Here is a 23,076-nt window from a genome sequence, read left to right on the forward strand (position 1 = left end):
GGTCGCTCCTCAGGTCCGGTGCGCCGGGGCCGGGGGCGTCCGCGGCGGGCCCGGCTCGTTCGGGGGAGCGGACAGGCCGGCGCGGCAGGCCAGTTGGAGGGCGAGGCGGACATCCGGCTCGTTCAGATCGGCGCCCGTCAGCTGGACGATCTTGCGGATGCGGGCGCCCACCGCGTTCCGGTGCAGATGGAGCGCGTCGGCGGCGCGGGCGGGCGAGTTGTTGTGGTCCAGGTATCCCTGGAGCGTGCGCAGCAGTGGCTCGGCGCGTTCCGGGCCCAACGCCAGTACCGGGGCGAGGAGTTCGCTGACCGCCTCGCGTGCCGTGTCGGAGGCGTACCACTCCAGCAGCATCCGGTCGAGGCCCACCGCGTCATGCGCCGCCACCACCGGCCCGGCACCGCGTGGCACCGCGGCACGGGCCTCGCGGGCGGAGGTGCGGATGCCCAGCGGGCCCCGGTGCGGTGAACCCACACCGCAGCGCAGACCGGCCTCCGGGCGCAGTCCGGCCAGCCGGTCCACCACCCGGCGGGCACGGGCCAGGGTGGCGCGCCGCCCGTCCGACCCCGGGTCGGCGGGCCAGGTGCTGAGCAGGACCAGGGCGTCGTCGACCAGCGCGGCGTTCCACTGGACGGTGTCGGCGGCCTGCGGCGCGGGGGCGGACGGGGCGGCGGCGTCGGGGAGCGCCGCCCCGTCCCAGGTGCGCAGCAGGGTCAGCGCCTGGGACATGACCGCGTCCAGGGCCTTCGGCCGGTTCGAGGCGTCGAGGCCGCCCGCCTCCACCCGCAGCGCGATGTGCCAGCCGTCCACGGGCAGCGCGAGCGCCCGGCCCCGGGCGGCCAGCCGGGCGGCCTGGTCCTGCGGGGCCACGAGCAGCTCGGCGAGCAGCCGGCCCCGGGAGCGCACGGGAACGTCGCCGTGCCCGCCGCCCGCCGCGGCGAGGGCCGCCAGCGCGAGGACGGAGCGCACCGCCGCCCCCGCGTGACCGGGGCGGGCGGGGGCCGCGAGCCGGATCTCACCGTCCGGGCCCGCGGCGGTCGCACCCTCCTCACCCGGACCCGCGGCGCGCAGCTCCACCGGCACGCCCAGGGCGCGGCCCGCCGCCGCGGCCACCCGGTCCGGGTCACCCGCGACGGCCGTCACCTCCCGCGCCGCCGCCGCGACCCGGGCCAGCGCGTCCGCCGCGGATCCGGCCACCGCCCGCTCCACGGCCACCACCAGAGCCGCGAGGTCCCCGTCGGCGTACAGCACCGCGACCCGGCCCCGCTCGGCGAGCGCCCGCGCCGTGGCCGTCACCTCGGCGGGCAGCCCGTGCGGTGCCTCCGTCACGCCCGTCAGGACCAGCGCGGCGGCCCCCGCCGCGGCCGCGTCCCGCACCGCCACATCCAGCAGGTGCCCCGGTACCGGGGCCAGCAGCACGGCGACCGTCCCGGCGGGGATGGCCGCGAGCCGGTCCGGGCGCCGCTCCAGACGCACCCCCGTGACCTCCACCGCGTCGAGCGGCCCCACCAGCGGGCGGACCGCGTCGAGTCCGGGGGAGGAGAGGAGCTCCAGGATGTTCGCCATCCCCCCAGTGTGCGGCAAGCCGGTGTGCTGCACGCACACCCGGCCGCGAAATCACGGGCCGATGGCCCATGGGGAGCGCGATCCGTCTCCGTACGCTGGGATTCATGCACGTGGACGCCGGAGCACTCGCCGACTTCGCGCGGGGCTGTGCCGTCCTCGGATCAGGGGGCGGCGGACCCGCCGATGTGACCCTTCCCGTCGCCGGACAGGCGATCGAGGAGTGCGGTCCGGTGCCCGTCGTCGACCCGGCCGTACTCCCCGCCGACGCGCTCGTCATGCCCGTGGGGCTCGTGGGGTCGCCCGCCGTCGCCGCCGAACGGATCGGCGGCCGGGAGGAACCCGCCCGGCTGCGCGCCCGCTTCGAGGCCTTGCACGGCGCCCCGGTCGCCGCGGTCATGAGCAGCGAGATCGGCGGCCTCAACGGCTGCGTCGCCGTCGCCTGGGCGGCCCGGCTGGGGCTGCCGCTGCTCGACGCCGACTCGATGGGCCGGGCCTTTCCCCGCATGGACCAGAACGTTCTCGAACTGGCCGGACTGCGCCCGGGACCGGCCGTGCTCGCCGACGAGCACGGGCACACCGTCGTGGTCGACGACATCGACGGCGCACACCTCGAACAGTTCGCCCGCGCCGCGGTCGTCGCCTTCGGCGGGCGCGCCGCGTCCACCGACTACCCCCTCACCGCCGGGCAGGCGGCCCGGCACGCCGTCGCCGGATCGGTCACCCGCGCCCTGGCGCTCGGCCGCGGCGAGGGTCCGGCGCCACTGCTGACCGGCAAGGTCTCGTCCGTCCGGAGGTACGCCACCGAGGGCGCCGACGGCGACGACGCCACCGGTGTCCTGCTGGAGGGCGGCGGCCCCGACGCGGGCCGGCTGGTGCTCGTCGAGGCCCGCAGCGAGTTCGTCGCGGCCCTGGAGGACGGCACCCCGCTGGCCGTCGTACCGGACGTCATCGCCCTGGTCGACGTGAGGACCGGCTGGGCCGTCCCGGTCGAGGAGGTCCGCTACGGGCTGCGCGTCCACCTCGTCACGCTCCCCTCGGACCCCGCCTGGTACACGCCCGAGGGCCTGCGGCTGGCGGGCCCGTCCGCCTTCGGCCTCGCCGGTCTTCCGGACGCCGCGGGCGAACGCCGGGTCCCGGGAGGCACGCCATGATCCTCGGAGTGGACGTCGGGCCCACCAACACGGATGCCGTGCTCCTCGACGGCGACCGGGCGGTGCGGGCCGTCAAGGTGCCCTCGGTGACCGGTGACGCCGTCGGATCGCTCGCCGCCGCCGTCCGCGCACTCCCCGCCGAGCTGCGCGGCCGGGCCACCCAGCTCGCCGTGGGCCTGCGGGTCGCCGCCCGCGCGGTCAGGGAGCGGGACGGGCTCGCCCGGGTCGGAGTGCTGCGGGTCGGGGGCGCCGCCGCCGACGCCGTGCGGCCGCTCTTCGGCTGGCCCGGGGCGCTGCGCGACGCCGTGTGCGCGGGCACCGCGAACGTCCGGGGCGGCGGCGGCCTGGCACCTCGTGACACCACTCCGCTCGACCGGGACGCCGTCGCCCGGTTCGGCGCCTCGCTGGCCGGGCGCGCCGAGGCGTTCGCCGTCACCGCCGTGTTCTCGCCCGTCGACGGCGGCCAGGAGCGGGAGGCCGCCGAGATCCTGCGCGCCGAGACGGGCCCCGACACGACCGTCCTGCTCTCCAGCGACGTCGGCACCCTCGACCTGCTGGCCCGCGAGAACGCCACGGTGCTCGACGCCGCCCTGTCCGTGCTCGTGGCCCGGGTCGCCGACGAGCTGACCGCCACCCTGCCCCGCCTCGGCCTCGCCCCCGGCGCCGCCGTCCTCGTCACCCGCAGCGACGGCACGCTGATGAGCCTGGAGTACCTGCGCCGCCAGCCCGGACTCAGCCTGGGCAGCGGGCCCGCCTGCACCATCCGCGGCGCCGGACTCCTGGCCGGCCTCCGGGACGCCGTGGTCGCCGACATCGGTGAACGCCGCGCCCGGGTCGGAGCGCTGACCGGCGGCTACCCGCAGGAGGCCGGACCCGGCGAACGCATCGGCGGCGTCCCGGTCAGCCTGCGCTTCCCCGACCTGATCACCGTGCGCGCCGACGCCCACCGCGAACTCGCCGAGGCCGCCGACCGGATGCGCCCCGCCGCCGGACCCCTCCCGCTGATCCTGGTCGGCGGCGGTGCCGGCGGAGTACCCGCCGGAGTGCTGGCCGGGTTCGATGTCGTACGGCCCGAACACGGCGGCGTGGCCGGGGCGTTCGGCGCCGCGGCCAGCCCGGTCGGCGGCCACTGCGACCGCATCGTCCGCCGGGGCCCCGGCCGACGGCTCGACGCCGTACGCGACGAAGTGCGCGACCTGGCCCGAGCCGGTGCCGTACGGGCAGGGGCCGATCCCAGGCGCGTACGCACCCACGCGGAGCCGGACCTCCCGGTGCCGTATCTGCCCGGTGCGGTGCTCCTGCGGGCCCGCGCCGTCGGGCCTCCCCTTCCGCTCTGAACCCCGCTCGACGCCCCTTCCCCCTCCCCTCCGGAGCAGCCCGGTGCCGTGCTGCTGCGCCCTCCTGCCCGCCCGCTCACCCGAGGACCCGTCCCCATGACCCAGCAGTTCCATGTGGATCAAGAGCCATCCGCACAGACGCAAGCACAGAACCAGGCGCAGAACCAGGCACAGACGCGGCAGCAGGACGAGGACTACCCGCTGGAGCGGGTGCCGCGCGCGGCCCGCTACTCCTGGTTCAACGTCGCGGTGCAGCGCTTCGGCCAGCTCTCCGACCTGACGCAGTTCCTGCTGGGCGCCGCGCTCGGCGCCGGACTCTCCTTCTGGGGCGCCTTCTGGGCGTTCACGCTCGGTTCCGTGATCCTGGAGATCGTCTGCATATTCGTCGGCATCGCCGGCATGCGGGAGGGCCTGTCCACCTCGATGCTGGTCCGCTGGACCGGCTTCGGCCGTTACGGCTCCGCCCTCATCGGACTCGTCATCGCGGTCAGCCTGTTCGGCTGGTTCGGTGTGCAGACGGCGGTGTTCGCGGCCGGGCTGCACTCCATCGTGCCCGCGCTTCCGGTCTGGGCCTGGTGCCTGATCTGCGGGCTCGGAGTCACCGCGCTCGTACTGCGCGGCTTCCGCGCCATGGGCTGGACCGCGTTCGTCACCGTGCCCGCCTTCCTCGGCCTCGCGGGCTGGGCGATGATGGTCGAGTTCTCCCGGCACGACGTCGGCGACCTGGTGGCCTCGGCGCCGTTCGGCGCCCACATGTCCGTCGCCACCGGCGCGACCATAGTCGCCGGCTCGTACATCGTCGGCGCGGTCACCACCCCCGACATGACCCGCTTCAACCGCAACACCGGCGACGTCGTCAAGCAGACGGTGGTGGGCATCAGCCTCGGCGAGTACGTCCTGGGCCTGGGCGGCGTGCTGCTCGCCTACGCGGTGAAGTCCTCCGACCTGATCGCCATCATCACGTCCTCCTCCGGTGTCATCGGCGTCATCGTCCTGGTCTCCGCCACCGTGAAGATCAACAACTGGAACCTGTACTCCTCGTCGCTCGGCCTGATCGGCGCGGTCGAGGCGCTCTTCAAGGTCCGCCTCAACCGGGTCGGCACGACCGTCACGATCGGTGTGCTCGGCAGCCTCGCCGCGGCCGCCGGAATCCTGGACCGGTTCACCGACTTCCTCACCGTGCTCGGTGTCCTCACCCCGCCCGTCGCCGGGATCATGGTCGCCGAGTACTTCGTGGTGAAGAAGTGGCGGCCGCAGCTGGACGCCTCGCGCGCGGCCGGCCGGCTGCCCGGGACCGAACCCAGCTGGGTGCCGGCCACGATCGCCCTGTGGACCGCCGCCTCCCTGTTCGGCTGGCTCGGCGACCACTACCAATGGTGGGGTATCCCGGCGCTCGACTCCCTGCTGCTGGCCGGTCTCGGCTATGTCGTCCTCGGCAAGCTCGGCCTGGTGCGCGGGGCCCGTGAGCTGCCGTTCGAACAGCCCGTACGTCCCGCGGCGGCGATCGAGGCGGAAACGGGCACGGCCTGGTCGCCGAAGGCCACCGCCTGACATCCCCGTCCCTACGAAGCCCGCCATGAAACCCCCTACGAAAGACAGACACACCATGCGCATCGGAATCGACGTCGGAGGCACCAACACCGACGCCGCCCTTCTGGGGGACGACGACCGGATCATCGCGACCGCGAAGACCCCCACCACCTCCGACATCACCTCCGGCGTGACCGCGGCGATCCGGGCACTCGACCCGCCGATGGAAGCCGTCACCGCCGTGATGATCGGCACGACCCACTTCCTCAACGCGCTGATCGAGGGCGCCCGGCTCGCACCCGTCGCCGCGGTACGCCTCGGCCTGCCCGCCACGGCGGCGCTGCCGCCGATGACCGACTGGCCGGAGCGCCAGCGGGTGGCCGTCGGCGGGCACGGCTATCTCTGCCACGGCGGCCGGGAGTTCGACGGACGGCGGCTGTCTCCGCTCGACCCCGAGGAACTGAAGCGCACCGCCGCCGACATCGCCGCGCGCGGACTGACCTCGGTGGCCGTCTCGTCGGTGTTCTCCCCGGTCGCCGAGGAGGACGAGCGCCGGGCCGCCGAGATCCTCGGTGCCGAGCTGGGCCCCGGCGTGCACTTCTCGCTCTCGCACGAGCTCGGCCGGGTCGGACTGCTGGCCCGCGAGAACGCCACGATCATCAACGCGGCCCTGCGGGACCTGGCGACCGCGATCGTGGAGTCGTTCGCCAAATCGCTCGCCGAGGTGTCGCTGACCGCCCCGTTCTTCCTGTCGCAGAACGACGGCACGCTGATGGACGTGGACTTCGCCCGCGCCTACCCGGTGGCCACCTTCGCGTCGGGGCCCACCAACTCGATGCGCGGAGCCGCCTTCCTGTCCGGACTCGGCGACTGCGCGGTCGTCGACGTCGGCGGCACCACCGCGGACGTCGGCATCCTGGCCGGGGGCTTCCCGCGCGAGGCCGCGGGGGAGAGCGAGGCCGCGGGCATCCGTACCAACTTCCGTATCCCCGACGTCCTCTCGCTCGGCATCGGCGGTGGCTCCCTGGTGTCGCCGGACGGCGAGACCGGCCCCCGCTCGGTCGGATTCCGGCTCACCGAGGAGGCGCTGGTCTTCGGTGGTACGACCCTGACGGCGACCGACCTCGCGGTGGCCGCGGGCCGCGCCGACATCGGCGACCGCTCCCGGGTCGCGCATCTGGACCCGGAGTTCACCGCCCGCGCGCTCGACCGGATCGCCGAGCGGCTGGCGGAGACCGTCGACCGGATGCGTACCTCGGCGGGGCCACTGCCGGTCGTCGCGGTGGGCGGCGGCAGCGTGCTGGTGCCCACGGCCCTGCCCGGCTTCGACGATGTGCGCCGCCCCGGCCACTTCGACGTCGCCAACGCGGTGGGCGCCGCCATCGCCCAGGTCGGCGGAGAGGTGGACCGGGTCTTCCAGGTCCCGGAGGGGCGTCGGGACTCGGTGCTCGCCGAGGCCCGCGAGGAGGCCGTGGGCCGGGCCGAGAGCGCGGGCGCCCGGCCCGGCACGGTCCGCATCGTCGACGTGGAGGAGGTCCCGCTGGCCTATCTGCCGGGCGGTGCGACCCGGATCCGGGTCAAGGCGGTCGGCGATCTCGACCTGAACGGCATCGGCAGCACCCGCGCCCCGGCCGGGGCGCGCGACACCCATGGAGCAGCGTCACATGCGTGAGATCAACCTCGACAACCTGGACGACATCGCGCGCGGCGCGGGCATCCTCGGCACCGGCGGGGGCGGCGACCCGTACATAGGCAAGCTGCTGGCCCGCGAGGCCATCCGCAAGCACGGCCCGGTCCGGCTCGTCGCCTTCGACGAGGTGCCGGCCGACGCGACCGTGGTACCCGTCTCGGGGATGGGCGCGCCGACCGTGCTGCTGGAACGCGTCCCCGCCGGCGGCGAGGAAGTGGCCGCCCTGCGCGCCCTGGAGAAGCACATCGGCCGGGCCGCCACCCATATCGCGCCGATCGAGGTCGGTGGCGTCAACTCCATGCTGCCCATCGCCTGCGCCGCCGAGGCGGGGCTGCCGCTGGTCGACGGCGACGCCATGGGCCGCGCCTTTCCCGAGGCGCAGATGGTGCTGCCCGGTCTGATCGGGGTGGCCAACACCCCGATGGCGCTCGCCGACGACAAGGGCAACAGCATCATCGTCGACGCCGTCTCCAACCACGCCGCCGAGCGCATCGCGCGGGCGGTCTGCGTGGAGCTCGGCTGCCAGATCTCCAGCGCCGACACCGTGATGCGGGGCGACCAGCTCGCCGACGGGCTCGTCCCCGCCACGCTGACGCTCGCCGAACGGCTCGGCTCCGCCGTGCGCGAGGCGCGCGCCGCGCACACCGACCCGGTGCGCGCGGCCCGCACCATGCTGTCCGGCACGCACCTGCTGACCGGCAAGGTGATCGACGTGAGCCGCCGCACCCAGGGCGGCTTCGCCCGGGGCAGCGCCCGGATCGAGGGCATCGGCGACGACGCCGGAAGGGTGCTGGAACTCGGCTTCCAGAACGAGCATCTGCTGGCCACCCGCGACGGCGAGACGGTCGCCACCACGCCCGACCTCATCTGCGTGCTGGACACCGACACCGGCGACCCGGTGACCACGGAGGGCCTGCGCTACGGCCTGCGCGTCAGCGTCCTCGCGGCCCCCTGCGACCCGCGCTGGACCACCCCGGGCGGCCTGGCGCTCGCCGGACCGCGGTACTTCGGGTACGACGTGGACTATCTGCCGTTCCGGCAGAGCTGACCCACGGGCCGGACCACACCGGCGCCCGGCCGGTCCGCTCCCCGCGGGCCGGCCGGGCAGTCCCTTTCGCCGAGTGATCCCGGCCGAGCGATCCCTTTCGGGCGGTCCCTTCCTCAGACCGCGCGCTTGCCGCTCTTCATGGATACGGCGGCGCAGGCCAGTCCCAGCAGCACGGTCAGACCGCCGATGATGACGTTGTTGAGGACGATGCCGAGGTCGGGGCTGCTGCCGACGATCCACGTCGAGATGATCGTCCAGGCACCCATGGCGCAGATGGCCCAACTCAGGCCGTACATGCGCTCCGGCATGACGGTGAACCCGAGGCCCAGCGCGGCGATTGCGATACCCATGATCAGGTTGTGCGTCGCGAGGGTGGGCTGACTTGCCGTGAAGTGCAGCACCCACGGCGAGATGGCGCAGTAGAGACCGACGAGGAACACCGGTGCGTCCACCAGGGCCACATCGCGGCCACCGAGCATGCGGGCATAGCGATCACGCATTTCGGAAACATCGGGGTGACTGGCCATGTCACGGCCGGTGTGCGAGAGGTTTGACATGGGGTTCGTCTCCTTCGCTCCTGCAGGCCGACCCGTCGCTTCTGTGCGATAAGCAGCCTGCTATGCCATTCTGCGCTTATACCGCCCTTATGTGTAGATTCAGGACTCGCGAAAATCCGAGGGAAGCGCACGAGGCTCCGCGGTAACCACGTGAGACTCCGCGGGAACCGCGCACGGTGAGGCCCCGTCCAGCCGCCGCGCCAGGGACACCAGGCCGGGCGTGCGCAGCACCCGGTCCCCGTACCCCGGCAGCGGCACGTGCAGTGGCTCCGTCCAGCGCGCCGGGATCGCGCCGAAGCCGTACACCGCGCCCGCCAGACCGCCGGTCACGGCGGCGACCGTGTCGGTGTCCCCGCCCACGTCGACCGCCGCCGCCAGGGCGTTCTCGTACGTATCCGTGGTGCGCAGCGCCCACAGCGCGGTGCCCAGGCACGGCCAGACCGCACCGTTGAACTCCGTCGCCGCCTCCGGGTGCCAGTCCAGCGCGAGGACGGTGGCCCAGCGCTCCCGGTGATCCTCGTGCACGGCGTCCAGCGCGCCCGGGACGGCAAAGAGCGGATCGTCGCCGCCCAGTGCCACCCGGATCAGCTCGTGGAGCACGGCGGTGCCTTCCCAGGCGGCCCGGTCGCCATGGGTCAGCGCGGCGATCCGGCGGCCGGCGTCCATGGTCGCCGTCCGGCCCTCCGCCGCGAAGTGCACGGCGGACGTGGCCGCCCGCATCAGCGAACCGTTGCCCGCCGCACGGCCGTCGACCTGGAAGTGCAGCGCCGCCGCGAGATCCCACGCGTCCCCGCTCGTCAGGACGGTCTCGGTCTGCAGCCCGATGTCCTTCGGATCGCCGGCCGCCCACCGGCAGAACCGGCCGAACATGTCGGGAAGGTCGAGGCCGCCCCGCTCCAGCAGGGATTCCGCGACCAGGACGGCCATCTGCGTGTCGTCCGTGGCCTCACCCGGATCCCAGCCGCCGCCCCCGCACATCGTGCCGACGCCGTCCGGGAAGCGGGCCGAGTACACCCCGGCGGGGCCGAACTCGAACGGCGCGCCCAGCGCGTCACCCACCGCCGAACCGACGACGGCGCCCGCCACCCGGTCCTGCCGTTCCACGTGGTCCGGAGGATTCATCCGGTCAGCGTACGGACGACGCCCGCCTCCCGTACGCCGCGGGGTGTGCCCCGGCTCAGGAGACGTCGACCACCACCGAGTGCCAGCCGGTCGCGCCGTCGGGCACGGTGCCGGTCCGCTGCCCGGTCTGGGTGGCGCCGGTGCCGTCCGTCGCCCGGACTTCGAGGGTGTGGCGGCCCGACGTGGCCGGCCACTTCCAGACCCACTGGCGCCAGGTGTCCCTGCTGTCCTGTGCCGCCAGCCGGGCCGGGTGCCACGGACCGCCGTCCACCCGGACCTCCACCCGCGAGATGCCGCGGTGCTGCGCCCAGGCGACCCCGGCCACCGGTACGGTGCCGGGCTTGGGGGACGCGAGGGCGCGGGGGGTGTCGATCCGGGACTCGGTCTTGACCGGTGCCTGCTGGGCCCAGCTCCGCCTGACCCAGTAGGCGTCGTACGCGTCGAACGTCGTCAGCTCGATGTCCTCGACCCATTTGCAGGCCGACACGTATCCGTACAGACCGGGGACGACCATCCGGACCGGGAAGCCGTGCGCGAAGGGCAGCGGCTCGCCGTTCATGCCGAAGGCCAGCATCGCGTCGCGCCCGTCCATGACCGTCTCGACCGGTGTGCCGATCGTCATGCCGTCGACGGATCGCGCCACGAGCTGGTCGGCGGGCCCGCCCGCCGACGGCGGCCGCACCCCCGCCTCGCGCAGCAGATCGGCCAGCCGTACCCCGATCCACCTGGCATTGCCCACGTACGGGCCGCCGACCTCGTTGGAGACGCAGGCCAGCGTGATGTCCCGCTCGATGGTCTCCCGGCGCAGCAGGTCGTGGAGGCCGACCGTGACGGGCCGGGCGACACCCTCGCCGTGGATCCTCAGCCGCCACCCGGCCGCGTCGAGCCGGGGCACGACCAGGGCCGTGTCCACCCGGTAGAAGTCCTCGGCCGGGGTGATGAAGGGGCTCAGCCCCCGGATCCGCAGATCGGCGCCGGCCGGGACCGCCGGGGCGGCGGAATCGGGTACGGGCAGGACCAGGTCGTGACGTGAGGCGGTGGCCCCGGCCTGGACGGAGGAGGTGAGCCGCCGCCCCAGGAGTCCCGCGCCGGCCGAGAGCGCCGTCGCCACGGTCGCCGTGATGACGAAGCCGCGGCGGTCGTAGGCGCCGTACGCCCCGTCCGTCGCGCGCGGCGGACGGGGAGCCGTCGCCAGCCGTCCGGCCAGGAGGAAGAGCACCCCGGCGCCCACCGCGGCGCCCACCACCGAGGGCAGCGCGTCGGGCGCGCTGCCCTCCGGCCGCCCCACCGCGGCCACTGCCCCGACCGCGCCGAAGACCAGGACGGCCGCCGATCCGGTCCGGCGGTGGTGCAGCGCCAGCACTCCGACCGCCATGGCGAAGACCGCCAGCAGCACCACGATGCCCAGCTGCAGCACCAGCTTGTCGCCGGTACCGAAATGCCGTACGGCGAACTCCTTCAGGGCCGGCGGAGAGCGGTCGATGACCGCCCCGCCCACGGCCGTGACCGGCCCCGCCTCGGGGCGCACGAAGGCCGAGACCAGCTGGGCGACGGCCAGGGCGCAGAACCCGGCGATCAGTCCGCCGAGCGCGGCGAGGGCGGTACGGGCTCCGCGCGCCCCCTCGGCCGGTGAGGTCCGGTGGCGTTGCGCATCGGCTTCTTTCACGCGAGCTGCCTCCCTGGCGGCGCCTCGGCTCTCCGGCGGCGCTCCGGAGGCGGTAGCGGTACAAAACGGTCAGTGGGCGAGATCCTTCCATGCGGTCGGGAATTCGCGATACATCGTGGTTGACGCGTCTGGGTGAACGCGATATGTTCGCTCACGAGTATTCGACGGCGAGGTAAGGGTGGTGGGGGCGGTGGCCAAGCGGCGCAAGCTCGGCAATCCGCTGGCGCTGACGGTCATGGTGCTGCTCGCCGAGCGCTCCATGCACCCGTACGAGATCGCCCAGACGCTTCGGCGGCGCGGCAAGGAGCACAGCGTCAAGATCAATTTCGGCTCGCTCTACACCGTCGTCCAGAACCTGGAGAAGCACGGGTACGTGGAGGTGGCCGGCGTCCAGCGACAGGGCAACCGCCCCGAGCGCACGCTTTACGGCATCACCGAGGCCGGGCGTGCGGAGATGCTGGACTGGCTATCCGATCTGGTCGCCGTCCCCGCCGCCGAATACCCGGTCTTCGAGACGGCGCTGTCGCTGCTGCCGGTGCTGCCGCCGCAGGACGTGGCGGAGCTGATGGAGACCCGGGGGGCGGCGCTGGCGATCCAGGCGGCGGCCCTGCGAGGTGTCCTCGGTCAGCTGGGGGAGAAGCTGCCCCGCGTCTTCGTCATCGAGACCGAATATCAACTGCACATGATCGACGCACAGTTGGAGTGGATCAAGAACTTCCGCACCGAACTCGCCGACGAGACGATCAGCGGGATCGAGGAGTGGAAGTCCTTCCACGAGACCGGTGAAGTCCCGCAGGACTGGCAGGACCTGGACGAGCAGGAGATCGTCCTGGACCCGGGGCGGAACGGCTAGCACCTCGCGGCGTTGCCGAAACGCCGGACAGCTCCGCTATCAGGACGCTCCGGCGCCTTGCGATGCACCGCACCAGACGCCGCGCCCTGCCCGACCCTGATCCGCCGGACAGGCCCCAGGGCCATTCGTTCGGATCGGGCCGGAGCCGAACGAAAGGCCCTGGACGCAGGAAACCAGACAGGGAAAGACCCCGGCGGGAGCTGTTGGAGCAGCGACCGCCGGGGTCTCGAACCCCGAACCGGTCACGCCGTGGAGGCGAGCCGGGCGATCGAGGTGCGGCACACCAAGGATAGCCCGGCGCTCTTCACGCGGATCGGCTCGGCATGCCCGAGTGCTCGGTGCACCCGAGCACCCCGCCGACCACAGGAGAGCTCTGCCATGAGCACCCGTGCGCCCGCAGTAGCGGCGCGAAATCTGATCAAGACCTATCCCGGCGATGTCACCGCCCTGGGCGGCATGGACCTCACCATCGAGGCCGGTACGGTCTTCGGACTGCTCGGCCCCAACGGCGCCGGCAAGTCCACCACCGTCAAGATCCTGACCACCCTGGCCCGTCCCGACTCCGGCACCGCGACCGTCGCCGGACACGACGTGCTGCGCCACCCCGACCGGGTCCGCCGCGCCATCGGCGTCGTCGCCCAGAAGTCCGGCGCCGACCCGGTCGCCACCGGCCGGGAGAACCTTCTGCTCCAGGGCAGGCTGTACGGGATGCGGGGCACGGCCGTCCGGCGTCGCGCAGATGAGCTGCTGGACCGCTTCGACCTCGCCGACGCGGGGAACCGCCAGGTCAAGGGGTACTCCGGGGGGATGCAGCGGCGCCTCGACGTGGCGCTCGGCCTGGTCCACCGTCCCGAGGTGCTCTTTCTCGACGAACCCACCACCGGACTCGACCCCGAGGCCCGTACGGCGATGTGGGACGAGATCGCCCGGCTGGCCGGCGACGAGGGGCTGACCATCGTCCTGACCACGCACTACCTGGAGGAGGCCGACCGGCTCGCCGAGCGGATCGCGATCGTCGACCGCGGCCGGATCGTCGTCGAGGGCACCCCCGACGAACTCAAGGGTGAACTCCGGGGCGACGCCGTCCACATGGAGCTGCGCACCGAGGGCGACACCGGGGCGACCACCGCCGCGCTGACCGGACTGCCCGGTGTGCACGAGGTGCTGGTCGACGGCCGCCGGGTGAGCGTACGCGCCGAGGACGGCGCCGCGGCCGTCCCCGTCCTGCTCACCGCCCTGGAGCGGGCCGGCGCGGCGGTCGCCGCCGCGACCGTGGCCCGCCCCTCCCTCGACGACGTCTATCTCCGCTACGCCGGACGGCGCTTCGCCGAGGCCGAAGCCGCGGACGCCGGGAACACCCCCGCCCTGACCCCCGCCGGAGGACCCCGATGAGCAGCCAAGCACTCGCCCAGACCTGGTACATGACCCAGCGTCAGCTCATGGCGATCATCCGGCAGCCGGTCTTTCTGGTGATCTCCCTGATCCAGCCGGTGATCTGGCTGTTCCTGTTCGGCAACCTCTTCAAGAAGGTCGTCGAGCTCGGCGGCTTCGGCACCACGTCGTATCTGGACTACCTGATCCCGGGCATCGTGGTGATGAGCGCGCTCGGATCGAGCATGTGGGCCGGGATGGGCACCCTGGAGGAGATCGAGCGGGGCACGCTCAACCGTTTCCTGACGACACCGGTCAGCCGCAACGCGCTGATGAACGCCAATGTTGTGCAGAACGGCATCAGCACCGCCGCGCAGTCCGTCATCATCGTGCTGCTCGGCCGGGCCGCCGGGGCCACCTATCCGGGCGGCGCGGGCGGACTGCTGATCCTGGTCGTCGCCTCGGTGCTGCTCGGTACGGTCTTCGGCGCGCTCTCCAACGCCCTGGGCATGCTGGTCCGCCGACGAGAGTCGATCATCGGCATCAACACCTTTCTGCTGCTGCCGCTGACCTTCCTCTCCTCCTCCTTCATGGCCCCGAGCCGGATGCCGTCCTGGATGCGGCACATCGCCGACTTCAACCCGGTCAACTGGGCGATGGTGGCGGGCCGTTCGGCGCTGAGTGCCGCCCCGGACCAGGGTGTGGTGCTCAGCCGCGGGGGAGCCCTTCTGGTCCTCGCGGTGGTGGCGGTCGGGCTGTCGACCCGTACGTTCCGCTCGTACCAGAAGTCCGTCTGACGGGCGCACCTACGACAGCGTCGTACCGCCGACCCGGTCCGGGGCCGAATCCCCGGGCCGGGTCCTCGACTTCAGTACCGCCCTCAGCGCGAGGAAGATCAGCAGCCCGAACGGCGAGAGCAGGATCGTCAGCACCAGCAACGGCCCCATCACCAGCGGGGAGATGCCCAGCCGACGCCCTTCCAGGAACATCCACTGGCCCAGCAGCAGATCCCAGGCGATCACCTGCGCCCAGATCGCCCCCGCCCCGTTCGCCAGCGCCATCAGATCGCGGAAGGTGTCGAGGTCGGGGCTGCGCACCGCGTCCCAGAGCTCGGGGAAGACGGGCACGGACATGATCAGGTAGAGCGCCAGCACCGGCAGAACGGTGAGCGGCGAGGCGGCGATGCGCGCCGTGAGGCGTCGGCCGGGCGCCAGGATCATCAGCAGCCAGAACGGGGCTGCCAGGAAGAACGAGATCTCGAAGAGTGCACCGGTCATGACGCGAGCTCCTTCCGGGCGGAAGCGGAAGCGGAACCGGAAGCGGTGCGGGTGCGGGTTCCGGAGCCGGCGCCGGAGCAGGCGTCGGAATCGGGGCCGGCGTCGGCGTCGGAATCGGGGCCGGTCCGCCGCCGTACGGGAGCCGGCCTCAGTGCCCCGAAGGCGCCGGTGGCGCTCGCGACCGCGAGCAGGGCGGCGGCGCCGAGCGTCGCACCGTCCGGGTGGATCAGCGGCTGGCCGCGCAGCGCCTGCCAGGTGACCAGTGCGACGACCGCCGCGTATGCCGCCGAGGCCACCAGCACCAGCCGCAGCCGGACCCGCGGGTCGCGCAGCCGCGGGAAGCGCGGGGCCAGGGAGACCAGTGCGAGCAGGAAGAGCGGCAGCAACTGGAGCGCGTGCATCCCGATGAAGTGCGGGATGCGCAGATCGCCGCCGGTCGTGGACCAGCCGGTGAGGGGCATCGACGGGCCGCCGTCCGGTACGCCGACGGAGTGCGCGCCGACCACATCGGCGGTGTCCAGGTTCCCGGCCGCCCGCTGCTCGGGGGTGGGCCGGGTCATCAGGAAGCCGAATCCGGCGCCCACCAGGGCGAGCAGCACGCCGGAGCGGATCGCCCAGGCGGAGGCGCGGTCGGCGATACGGGCGCGCAGCAGCAGGATCGCGATGACCAGCGTGCTGGTCCACAGGATGACGACGGTGACGGCCATCGCGCTGAACAGCGTCTCGTCGAACGGGGTGGCGTGGTTGAAGTGGCTCCGCTTCCCGCGGACCACCTGCCCGGTGATGATCGCCATCTCGACCAGGCTGGACAGCGCGACCACGGTCCCGGCCCACCGGCCGACCCGTCGGCCACGGGTGACCAGCGTCAGCATCCAGGCGAGGGCGAGTGCGTACACGGCGAACGAGGCCGCGAATTTGAACGGTTTGAACCATATCGCCGCGCCCACCAGGACCCGGTCGTCGACTATGAGGCCGATGGCCGAGACGACCGTCATGACGGCCATCGCCGCGGCGAAGAGGACTAGCGGCCGATGCCAGGAACGCCACGAAGACATGAGGACCCCTCAGAGATTATGGATAGCAGCACTTTCCGCTATCCGATAGCGGAACTATCTATGATGGGTCGGGGGATTGGCAAGGGCAGGAAGGAAGAACGCGCGGTGCGCATCGGCGAGTTGAGCAACAGGTCCGGGGTCCCGGTACCGACGATCAAGTTCTACGTACGTGAAGGGCTGCTGCCCGCAGGGCAGTTGACCAGCCCGAACCAGGCGAGCTACGACTCCGGCCATGAGCGCAGGCTGCGACTGATCCGCGCCCTGCTGGATGTCGGCGGGCTCTCGCTGGCCGCCATCGGCGATGTGCTGCGGGTGGTCGAGGATCCGGCGCAGCCGGTGCACAAGGTGCTGGGCGCCGCGGCGAAGCGCCTTACCCCGGTGCACGGGGACGGGTCGGGGCCCGAGCTGGAGGACGCCCGCGAAGAGGTGGCGGAGCTGCTGGAGCGGCGCGGCTGGCGGGCCGCGGCGCACGGCCCGGCGGGCGATTCCCTGGCCGAGGTGATCGTCGCACTGCGGCGGGCCGGGCACGGGGGGTTCGTCGAGCTGCTCGACGACTACGCGGCCGCCGCCGAACCGGTCGCACGGGCCGACCTCGACTATGTGGGACGGCGGGTGGCGCGCGAGGACCTGGTGGAGAGCGTGGTGGTGGGCACGGTGCTGGGGGAGGCGATGTTCGGCGCGCTGCGACGGCTCGCGCACGCGGACGCGTCCGCGCGTGCGTACGAGGGGGGCGGCGGGGGCGGTGCGGGCGGCGACGACGCGGGCGGTCCGGACGGCGACGGGGCGCAGGTGCGGGGCGCCGGTGGGTGACCCGGTGCCCCGGACACGGGTACGCCCCGGCCGGCGGCCGGGGCGTACGGGTGCGATCAGGTGTTACGCGGCGCTCTCCTGCTCGCGCTCCACCTGTGCGTTCCACTCGCGCTTGACCGAGCGCCAGGAGTCGTCGTTCTGGCCGAGCCGCCAGTAGCCGGAGATGGACAGCCGGGGGAGCGGGATCCCGCGGTCCAGGCGCAGATGGCGGCGGATCTCCTTCACGAAGCCCGCCTCGCCGTGGACGAACGCCTGGACCTCGCCCGCGGGGAACTCCAGCTCCTTCACGGCGGCGGTCAGCGCCTCGCCGACCGGGCGCTCCCCGCGGTGCAGCCAGGTCACCTCGACGCCGTCGGGCGTCACGATCTTCTGCTCCTCCGCCGCGTCCGCCACCTCGACGAACGCGTGCACCACCGCGCCCGCCGGCATCTGCTCCAGGGCCGCCGCGATGGCCGGCAACGCGCTCTCGTCGCCCACCAGGAGGTGCCAGTCCGCCGAGGTGTCCGGGCCGTAACCGCCTCCCGGGCCCAGGAAGGTCACCTGCTCGCCCGGCACCGCCCGCATCGCCCAGGGCCCGGCGAGGCCCTCGTCGCCGTGGACCACGAAGTCGATCGCCAGCTCCCGGGTGACCGGGTCCCAGGAACGCACCGTGTACGTACGGGTCGTGGGCCACAGCTCCCGCGGCTGCTCCTCGCGGATGCGGGATATGTCGAAGGGGTGCGCGTAGTCGGCGCCCTCGGGGGCGAAGCAGAGCTTGACGTAGTGGTCGGTGAACCCGGAGAGCCCGAAGCCGGCGAGGCCCTCGCCGCCGAGCACCACGCGCACCATGTGCGGGGTGATCTGCTCGGTGCGCACCACCTGGGCCCCCTGCGCCGTGGGTGCCTGCCGTGCCGGTCGTTCTGCCACGAGGTTCTCCCTGCTCCGATGTGCTAAGGCTTACCTAAGCTAGCACCTCAGTCGCGCAGAGTGGAGAGCAGGCGCTGGAGCGCACCGCCCAGTCCCCACCGCTTCGCGAGGGCTTCGAGGGCGGCGGGATCGCGCGGCCCGGCGGGCAGCGCGGGGTCGAATTCCGGCAGGGGTACGTCATCGGCGACCCGGACCACCTTGGGTGCGACGGCCACGTAGTCCCGCGCCTCGTCGAGCCGCTTGCGCTGCGACGGTGTCAGCCTGGCCTTCGGGTCGTCGACGGCGGCCATGATCCCGGCCAGGTCGCCGAAGGCGTCCAGCAGCTTCGCCGCGGTCTTCTCGCCGATGCCGGGGACGCCCGGCAGCCCGTCGCTCGGGTCGCCGCGCAGCAGGGCCAGATCGACGTATCCGGAGCCGTCCACCCCGTACTTCTCCCGCAGCCACGCCTCGTCCGTCAGCTGGAGCGAGCCGACGCCCTTCAGCGGGTAGAGCACCCGCACCCCGCGGGCGTCGTCGACCAGCTGGTAGAGGTCCCGGTCGCCGGTGACGATGTCCACGGGGCCGGTGGCCAGGCCGCTGAGCGTGCCGATCACATCGTCCGCCTCGTAGCCCGCGACACCGACCCGGGCGATGCCGAGCGCGTCGAGCACGTCCTCGATGACCGGCACCTGAGGGGCCAGGGTGTCCGGGGTCTCCTCCTCGTCGGGCAGCCCCTCGGCGGTCTCCACCGCGACCCGGTGCGCCTTGTACGAGGGGATCAGCTCGACCCGCCAGTGGGGCCGCCAGTCCGCGTCCATGCAGGCGACCAGGTCGTCCGGCCGGTGGTCCTGCACCAGGCGCCCGATGAAGTCGAGCAGGCCGCGCACGGCGTTGACCGGTGTCCCGTCCGGCGCGCGCACCGAATCGGGGACCCCGAAGTAGGCGCGGTAGTAGAGGGGGGCGGTGTCGAGGAGCATCAGGCGTCGCGTCACACCCCGATGATGCCGCACACCACTGACACCGGCCGTCGCGGACACCGTCCGTCAGGGACACGGAGGGCCGGGGGACGGGTGGCGGCAACCATCCGTTCATACGTGACCTGGATCACTCTTGTGTTTGGGCTGTGTAAGTGGGGGCAGGCGCGCAGCCGGAGCGGATCACGTACCGGTTTCAACCAGTGCACGTGTCATGCGGGCCGAATCCGCGCCGCTCCACGGTCTGCCGGAGGGGGTGGCAGACCGTTTTTCGGTTCAACCCGCGAGGTGTATGTGTCAAGGCTGCAAGCTGAACGCTTGTACAAAGTGTTCGGCAGACGACCCGATCAAGCCGTGCAGAAGCTCGAAAGCGGTGCCGACCGCGACGAGCTGCGCGCCGACGGAACGACCGCAGCGGTGATCGATGCCTCGTTCACCGTCGAACCGGGACAGATCTTCGTCGTGATGGGTCTGTCCGGGTCCGGAAAGTCGACGTTGCTGCGCATGCTCAACGGCCTTCTGGAGCCCACAGCCGGACGCGTGCTCTTCGACGGCCAGGACCTGACCGCCCTGAGCCCCGCCGAACTGCGCCATGTCCGGTCCTCCAAGATCAGCATGGTGTTCCAGCACTTCGCGCTCTTCCCCCACCGCAGTGTGCTGGAGAACGCCGGATACGGCCTGGAGGTCCAGGGTGTGCCGCGCGCCGAGCGCGAGAAGCGCGCCGCCGAGGCGCTGGAGCTGACCGGCCTCGCCGGCTGGGAGAAGTCCTGGCCCGACGAGCTGTCCGGCGGCATGCAGCAGCGTGTCGGCCTGGCCCGCGCCCTGGCCACCGACGCCGACCTGCTGCTGATGGACGAGTCCTTCAGCGCACTCGACCCGCTGATCCGCCGCGACATGCAGGATCAGCTGCTCGAACTGCAGAAGCGGCTGAAGAAGACCATCGTCTTCATCACCCACGACCTCAACGAGGCCATGCGCCTCGGCGACCGCATCGCCGTGATGCGCGACGGGAAGATCGTCCAGCTCGGCACCGCCGAGGACATCCTCGTCACCCCGGCCAACGACTACGTCGCCTCCTTCACCCAGGACGTCGACCGGACCCGGGTGCTGACCGCGGGCGCCATCATGGCCGAACCGCACACCGTCATGGGCACCAGCACGGACGACGGCAAGGAACTGCGCACCGCGGCCGATGTGCTCGCGGCCGCCCCGGCCACCGTCACCGAGTCCACGCCGATCATCGAGCTCTTCACGCCCTGCTCGCAGAGCGGAGTGGCGGTCGCCGTGACCGACGCCGGGGGCAAGCTCGTCGGCGTCGTACCCCGCGCACGGCTGCTCGCCGTGCTCGGTGAGCCGATGACCCCCACCGAGGTTCCGCAGGACATCGAGCCCGGCGCGGCCGGCACGAAGAAGGTGGCCAGTGTTTAGGCTCCCTCTCGGCGACTGGGTCGACTCCGCCGTCGACTGGCTGCAGACCCATCTGGCCTGGCTGTTCGACGCGATCAGCTCGATCGTCAGCAATATGTTCGACGGCATAGCCGCCGTACTCTCCGCCCCCGCCCCGCTGCTCTTCGCGGGCATCGTCGCGGTCATCGCCTGGTGGCTGCGCGGTCTGCTCGCCGGTGTGCTCGCCTTCGTCGGCTTCGCCGTCATCGACTCCGTCGAGCTGTGGGACGAGGCGATGGATACCCTCACCCTGGTGCTCGTCGCCACCATCATCGCGCTGGTGCTGGCCGTACCGCTGGGCATCTGGGCGTCCCGCTCCAAGACCGTCAGCGCGGTGACCCGGCCGGTCCTGGACTTCATGCAGACCATGCCCGCCATGGTCTATCTGATCCCCGGCGTCATCTTCTTCGGCGTCGGCGTGGTGCCCGGCATCATCGCCACCATCATCTTCTCGCTGCCCCCGGGCGTCCGGATGACCGAGCTCGGCATCCGCCAGGTCGACGGCGAGCTCGTCGAGGCGGCCGAGGCGTTCGGCACCACCCGGCGCAACACCCTGCTGCGGGTCCAGCTGCCGCTCGCGCTGCCCACGATCATGGCGGGCATCAACCAGGTCATCATGCTGGGCCTGTCCATGGTGGTCATCGCCGGCATGGTCGGCGGCGGCGGCCTCGGCGGCGCCGTCTACCGCGCCATCGGCAACGTGGACGTCGGTCTCGGCTTCGAGGCGGGCATCTCCATCGTCATCGTGGCGATGTACCTGGACCGGATGACCGGCGCGCTCGGCCGCGAGGTCTCCCCGCTCGCCCGCCGCGCGCTCGCCAGGGCGCAGGCCATGGCCGGCGGATTCAAGATCTGGAACCACCGCCCGCAGCCCGTCGTCGCGGTCTCCGGCGTCGTCGTCCTCGCGCTCGTCGCGGGTGCCCTGGGTATCTTCGGCTCCTCCGGGTCGGACAAGACCCGGAGCACCGCCGACGGTTCGGACATCGGCGCGGGCAAGAAGATCAGCATGGGTTACATCCCGTGGGACGAGGGCATCGCCTCCACCTTCCTCTGGAAGGAGATGCTGGAGCGGCGCGGCTTCGAGGTCGACGTCAAGCAGTACGAGGCCGGCGCGCTCTACACCGGTATGGCCAACGGCCAGATCGACTTCGAGACCGACTCCTGGCTCCCGGTCACCCACGCCAGCTACTGGAAGACGTACAAGGACCGCCTGGAGGACATGGGCTCCTGGTACGGCCCCACCTCGCTGGAGCTGGCCGTCCCCTCGTACATGAAGGACGTCCAGTCGCTGGACGACCTCAAGGGCAAGGGCTCGCAGTTCAAGGGCCGGATCGTCGGCATCGAGCCGAGCGCCGGCGAGATGGGCCTGCTCAAGGACAAGATCCTGCCGGGCTACGGCCTGGACAAGGAGTACAAGGTCGTCGACGGCTCCACGCCGTCGATGCTGGCCGAGCTGAAGCGCTCGTACGCCAAGAAGGAACCGATCGTCGTTCCGCTCTGGTCGCCGCACTGGGCGTACAACCAGTTCGAGCTCACCAAGCTCAAGGACCCCAAGAACCTCTGGGGCAAGGGCGACGGCATCCACACCCTGGCCCGCAAGGGCTTCTCCGCCGACAACCCCGAGGTCGGCAGCTGGCTCAAGAACTTCAAGATGAGCGAGGACCAGCTCACCAGCCTTGAGGCGCAGATCCAGAAGTCCGGCTCCGGCAAGGAGCAGGAGGCGGTCCGCACCTGGCTGAAGGCCAATCCGGGCGTCGCCGACAAGTGGACCCCGGTCGCCGAGGGCGGCACGGCCAAGGGCGCGAACGACAAGGACGAGCGCGACCGCGCCGTCGAGATGGCCTGGTTCCCCTGGGAGGAGGACATCGCCGCCACGTATCTGTGGAAGGCCGTCCTGGAGGAGCGCGGCTACAAGATCAACCTCAAGCAGTTCGAGGTCGGTCCGATGTACACCGCGATGTCGCGCGGCCAGATCGACGTGCAGTTCGACGGCTGGCTGCCGTACACCCAGAAGAACTACTGGGAGAAGTACGGCTCGCAGCTGAGCGACCTCGGATCGTGGTACGGCCCGACATCGATCGAGGTCGCGGTGCCCTCCTACGTGAAGGATGTCAAGTCCCTCGCCGACCTCAAGGGCAAGGCCTCGCAGTTCAAGGGCCGGATCGTCGGCATCGAGCCCGGCACCGCCACGATGGAGAACCTCAAGAAGAACGTCCTGCCGACCTACGGCCTGGACGAGGAGTACAAGGTCGTCGACTCCTCGACGCCCGGCATGCTCGCCGAGCTGAAGCGTGCGTACGCCAAGAAGGAGCCCATCGCGGTGCTGCTCTGGACCCCGCACTGGGCGTACAGCGAGTACGGCATGACCAAGCTGAAGGACCCCGAGAAGGCCTTCGGCGACGGCGACCGGCTGCACACCATCGCGGCCAAGGACTTCCCGGAGAACTACCCGCAGCTGACGAAGTGGTTCAAGAACTTCAAGCTGAGCGAGGACCAGCTCGCCGGACTGGAGAACCAGATCCAGAAGCGCGGCGCGGGGCACGAGGAAGAGGCCGTGAAGGCCTGGATGGAGACGAATCCGGGCATCGTGGACAAGATGGCTCCGCAGTAGGGCCTCCCGCAGGCCCTGAGGCACCTGGAAGGGTGGGCACCGCCGACGGCGGGCCCGCCCTTTCCGGGTTCCCGGACGTTCACCATCCGGCCGACCTTGCGCAACCGTATGCGTAATGTGCTGGCAGCCG

19 protein-coding genes are annotated in these 23,076 nt (G+C 72.2%); 11 read left to right on the forward strand and 8 right to left on the reverse strand.

From position 1 onward, the window contains the following. Positions 1-9 precede the first annotated feature (9 nt). A complete protein-coding gene (locus tag ACFV8T_RS11195) occupies positions 10-1,563 on the reverse strand; it encodes a PucR family transcriptional regulator (RefSeq protein ID WP_385326515.1) in 1,554 nt (517 codons plus the stop codon). A gap of 104 nt (positions 1,564-1,667) precedes the next feature. On the opposite strand from ACFV8T_RS11195, the gene ACFV8T_RS11200 reads away from it, so the two are divergent. The 5 genes from ACFV8T_RS11200 to ACFV8T_RS11220 all read left to right on the forward strand — a co-directional run bounded on the left by ACFV8T_RS11200 (position 1,668) and on the right by ACFV8T_RS11220 (position 8,319). Next, complete coding sequence (locus tag ACFV8T_RS11200) at positions 1,668-2,714, forward strand: DUF917 domain-containing protein (protein WP_385326516.1); 1,047 nt, start codon at positions 1,668-1,670, stop codon at positions 2,712-2,714. Beyond that, positions 2,711-4,051, forward strand: a complete 1,341-nt coding sequence (locus ACFV8T_RS11205; protein ID WP_385326518.1) for a hydantoinase/oxoprolinase N-terminal domain-containing protein — start codon at positions 2,711-2,713, stop codon at positions 4,049-4,051. The genes ACFV8T_RS11200 and ACFV8T_RS11205 overlap by 4 nt, the downstream gene beginning before the upstream one ends. Before the next feature lie 96 nt (positions 4,052-4,147). Beyond that, on the forward strand, positions 4,148-5,602 hold the full coding sequence (locus tag ACFV8T_RS11210; protein ID WP_385326520.1) for a purine-cytosine permease family protein: 1,455 nt from the start codon (positions 4,148-4,150) through the stop codon (positions 5,600-5,602). A gap of 55 nt (positions 5,603-5,657) precedes the next feature. Continuing rightward, entirely contained in the window at positions 5,658-7,253 is a 1,596-nt protein-coding gene (locus ACFV8T_RS11215; RefSeq protein ID WP_385326521.1) for a hydantoinase/oxoprolinase N-terminal domain-containing protein, read from the forward strand. Beyond that, positions 7,246-8,319, forward strand: a complete 1,074-nt coding sequence (locus tag ACFV8T_RS11220) for a DUF917 domain-containing protein (RefSeq protein ID WP_266421670.1) — start codon at positions 7,246-7,248, stop codon at positions 8,317-8,319. Before ACFV8T_RS11215 ends, ACFV8T_RS11220 begins: the two co-directional genes overlap by 8 nt. A 113-nt stretch (positions 8,320-8,432) precedes the next feature. Here ACFV8T_RS11220 and ACFV8T_RS11225 read toward each other — a convergent pair whose 3' ends face one another. The 3 genes from ACFV8T_RS11225 to ACFV8T_RS11235 all read right to left on the reverse strand — a co-directional run bounded on the left by ACFV8T_RS11225 (position 8,433) and on the right by ACFV8T_RS11235 (position 11,664). Beyond that, positions 8,433-8,876 (reverse strand): SPW repeat protein, encoded by a 444-nt coding sequence (locus ACFV8T_RS11225; protein ID WP_266421673.1) that lies wholly within the window; start codon positions 8,874-8,876, stop codon positions 8,433-8,435. A 99-nt stretch (positions 8,877-8,975) separates the two neighbouring features. Next, complete coding sequence (locus ACFV8T_RS11230) at positions 8,976-9,998, reverse strand: ADP-ribosylglycohydrolase family protein (RefSeq protein WP_385326524.1); 1,023 nt, start codon at positions 9,996-9,998, stop codon at positions 8,976-8,978. Positions 9,999-10,053: 55 nt separating this feature from the next. Next, positions 10,054-11,664, reverse strand: coding sequence for a molybdopterin-dependent oxidoreductase (locus ACFV8T_RS11235; RefSeq protein ID WP_385326526.1), 1,611 nt, complete (start codon positions 11,662-11,664; stop codon positions 10,054-10,056). A gap of 190 nt (positions 11,665-11,854) precedes the next feature. Between ACFV8T_RS11235 and ACFV8T_RS11240 the strand changes: the two genes are divergently transcribed. From ACFV8T_RS11240 to ACFV8T_RS11250, 3 genes are all read left to right on the forward strand, one after another. Further along, on the forward strand, positions 11,855-12,517 hold the full coding sequence (locus tag ACFV8T_RS11240) for a PadR family transcriptional regulator (RefSeq protein ID WP_385326528.1): 663 nt from the start codon (positions 11,855-11,857) through the stop codon (positions 12,515-12,517). A 378-nt stretch (positions 12,518-12,895) separates the two neighbouring features. Continuing rightward, positions 12,896-13,909 (forward strand): ATP-binding cassette domain-containing protein, encoded by a 1,014-nt coding sequence (locus tag ACFV8T_RS11245; RefSeq protein WP_385326530.1) that lies wholly within the window; start codon positions 12,896-12,898, stop codon positions 13,907-13,909. Further along, the gene (locus ACFV8T_RS11250) at positions 13,906-14,685 is read left to right on the forward strand and encodes an ABC transporter permease (protein WP_385326532.1); all 780 of its coding nucleotides are present in this window, start codon (positions 13,906-13,908) and stop codon (positions 14,683-14,685) included. The genes ACFV8T_RS11245 and ACFV8T_RS11250 overlap by 4 nt, the downstream gene beginning before the upstream one ends. Before the next feature lie 9 nt (positions 14,686-14,694). On the opposite strand, the gene ACFV8T_RS11255 is transcribed toward ACFV8T_RS11250, so the two are convergent. Then, positions 14,695-15,165 (reverse strand): ABA4-like family protein, encoded by a 471-nt coding sequence (locus ACFV8T_RS11255; protein ID WP_385326533.1) that lies wholly within the window; start codon positions 15,163-15,165, stop codon positions 14,695-14,697. Beyond that, complete coding sequence (locus ACFV8T_RS11260; RefSeq protein ID WP_385326535.1) at positions 15,162-16,220, reverse strand: hypothetical protein; 1,059 nt, start codon at positions 16,218-16,220, stop codon at positions 15,162-15,164. The genes ACFV8T_RS11255 and ACFV8T_RS11260 overlap by 4 nt, the downstream gene beginning before the upstream one ends. Before the next feature lie 105 nt (positions 16,221-16,325). Here ACFV8T_RS11260 and ACFV8T_RS11265 point away from each other — a divergent pair, with 105 nt between their 5' ends. Continuing rightward, positions 16,326-17,030: a MerR family transcriptional regulator gene (locus ACFV8T_RS11265; protein WP_385326537.1), complete on the forward strand. Its 705-nt coding sequence runs from the start codon at positions 16,326-16,328 to the stop codon at positions 17,028-17,030. A 63-nt stretch (positions 17,031-17,093) separates the two neighbouring features. On the opposite strand, the gene ACFV8T_RS11270 is transcribed toward ACFV8T_RS11265, so the two are convergent. Next, the gene (locus ACFV8T_RS11270) at positions 17,094-17,936 is read right to left on the reverse strand and encodes a siderophore-interacting protein (protein ID WP_385326538.1); all 843 of its coding nucleotides are present in this window, start codon (positions 17,934-17,936) and stop codon (positions 17,094-17,096) included. A gap of 47 nt (positions 17,937-17,983) precedes the next feature. Continuing rightward, complete coding sequence (locus ACFV8T_RS11275) at positions 17,984-18,892, reverse strand: 5'-3' exonuclease H3TH domain-containing protein (RefSeq protein ID WP_385326825.1); 909 nt, start codon at positions 18,890-18,892, stop codon at positions 17,984-17,986. A 351-nt stretch (positions 18,893-19,243) separates the two neighbouring features. On the opposite strand from ACFV8T_RS11275, the gene ACFV8T_RS11280 reads away from it, so the two are divergent. Together ACFV8T_RS11280 and ACFV8T_RS11285 are read left to right on the forward strand one after the other, a co-directional pair. Next, positions 19,244-20,317, forward strand: coding sequence for a glycine betaine/L-proline ABC transporter ATP-binding protein (locus tag ACFV8T_RS11280; RefSeq protein ID WP_385326539.1), 1,074 nt, complete (start codon positions 19,244-19,246; stop codon positions 20,315-20,317). Further along, positions 20,310-22,946: an ABC transporter permease/substrate binding protein gene (locus ACFV8T_RS11285; protein ID WP_385326541.1), complete on the forward strand. Its 2,637-nt coding sequence runs from the start codon at positions 20,310-20,312 to the stop codon at positions 22,944-22,946. The genes ACFV8T_RS11280 and ACFV8T_RS11285 overlap by 8 nt, the downstream gene beginning before the upstream one ends. Positions 22,947-23,076: the final 130 nt, after the last annotated feature.

The sequence above is a fragment of the Streptomyces sp. NPDC059832 genome (genome assembly GCF_042731715.1).
Classification (GTDB): domain Bacteria; phylum Actinomycetota; class Actinomycetes; order Streptomycetales; family Streptomycetaceae; genus Streptomyces.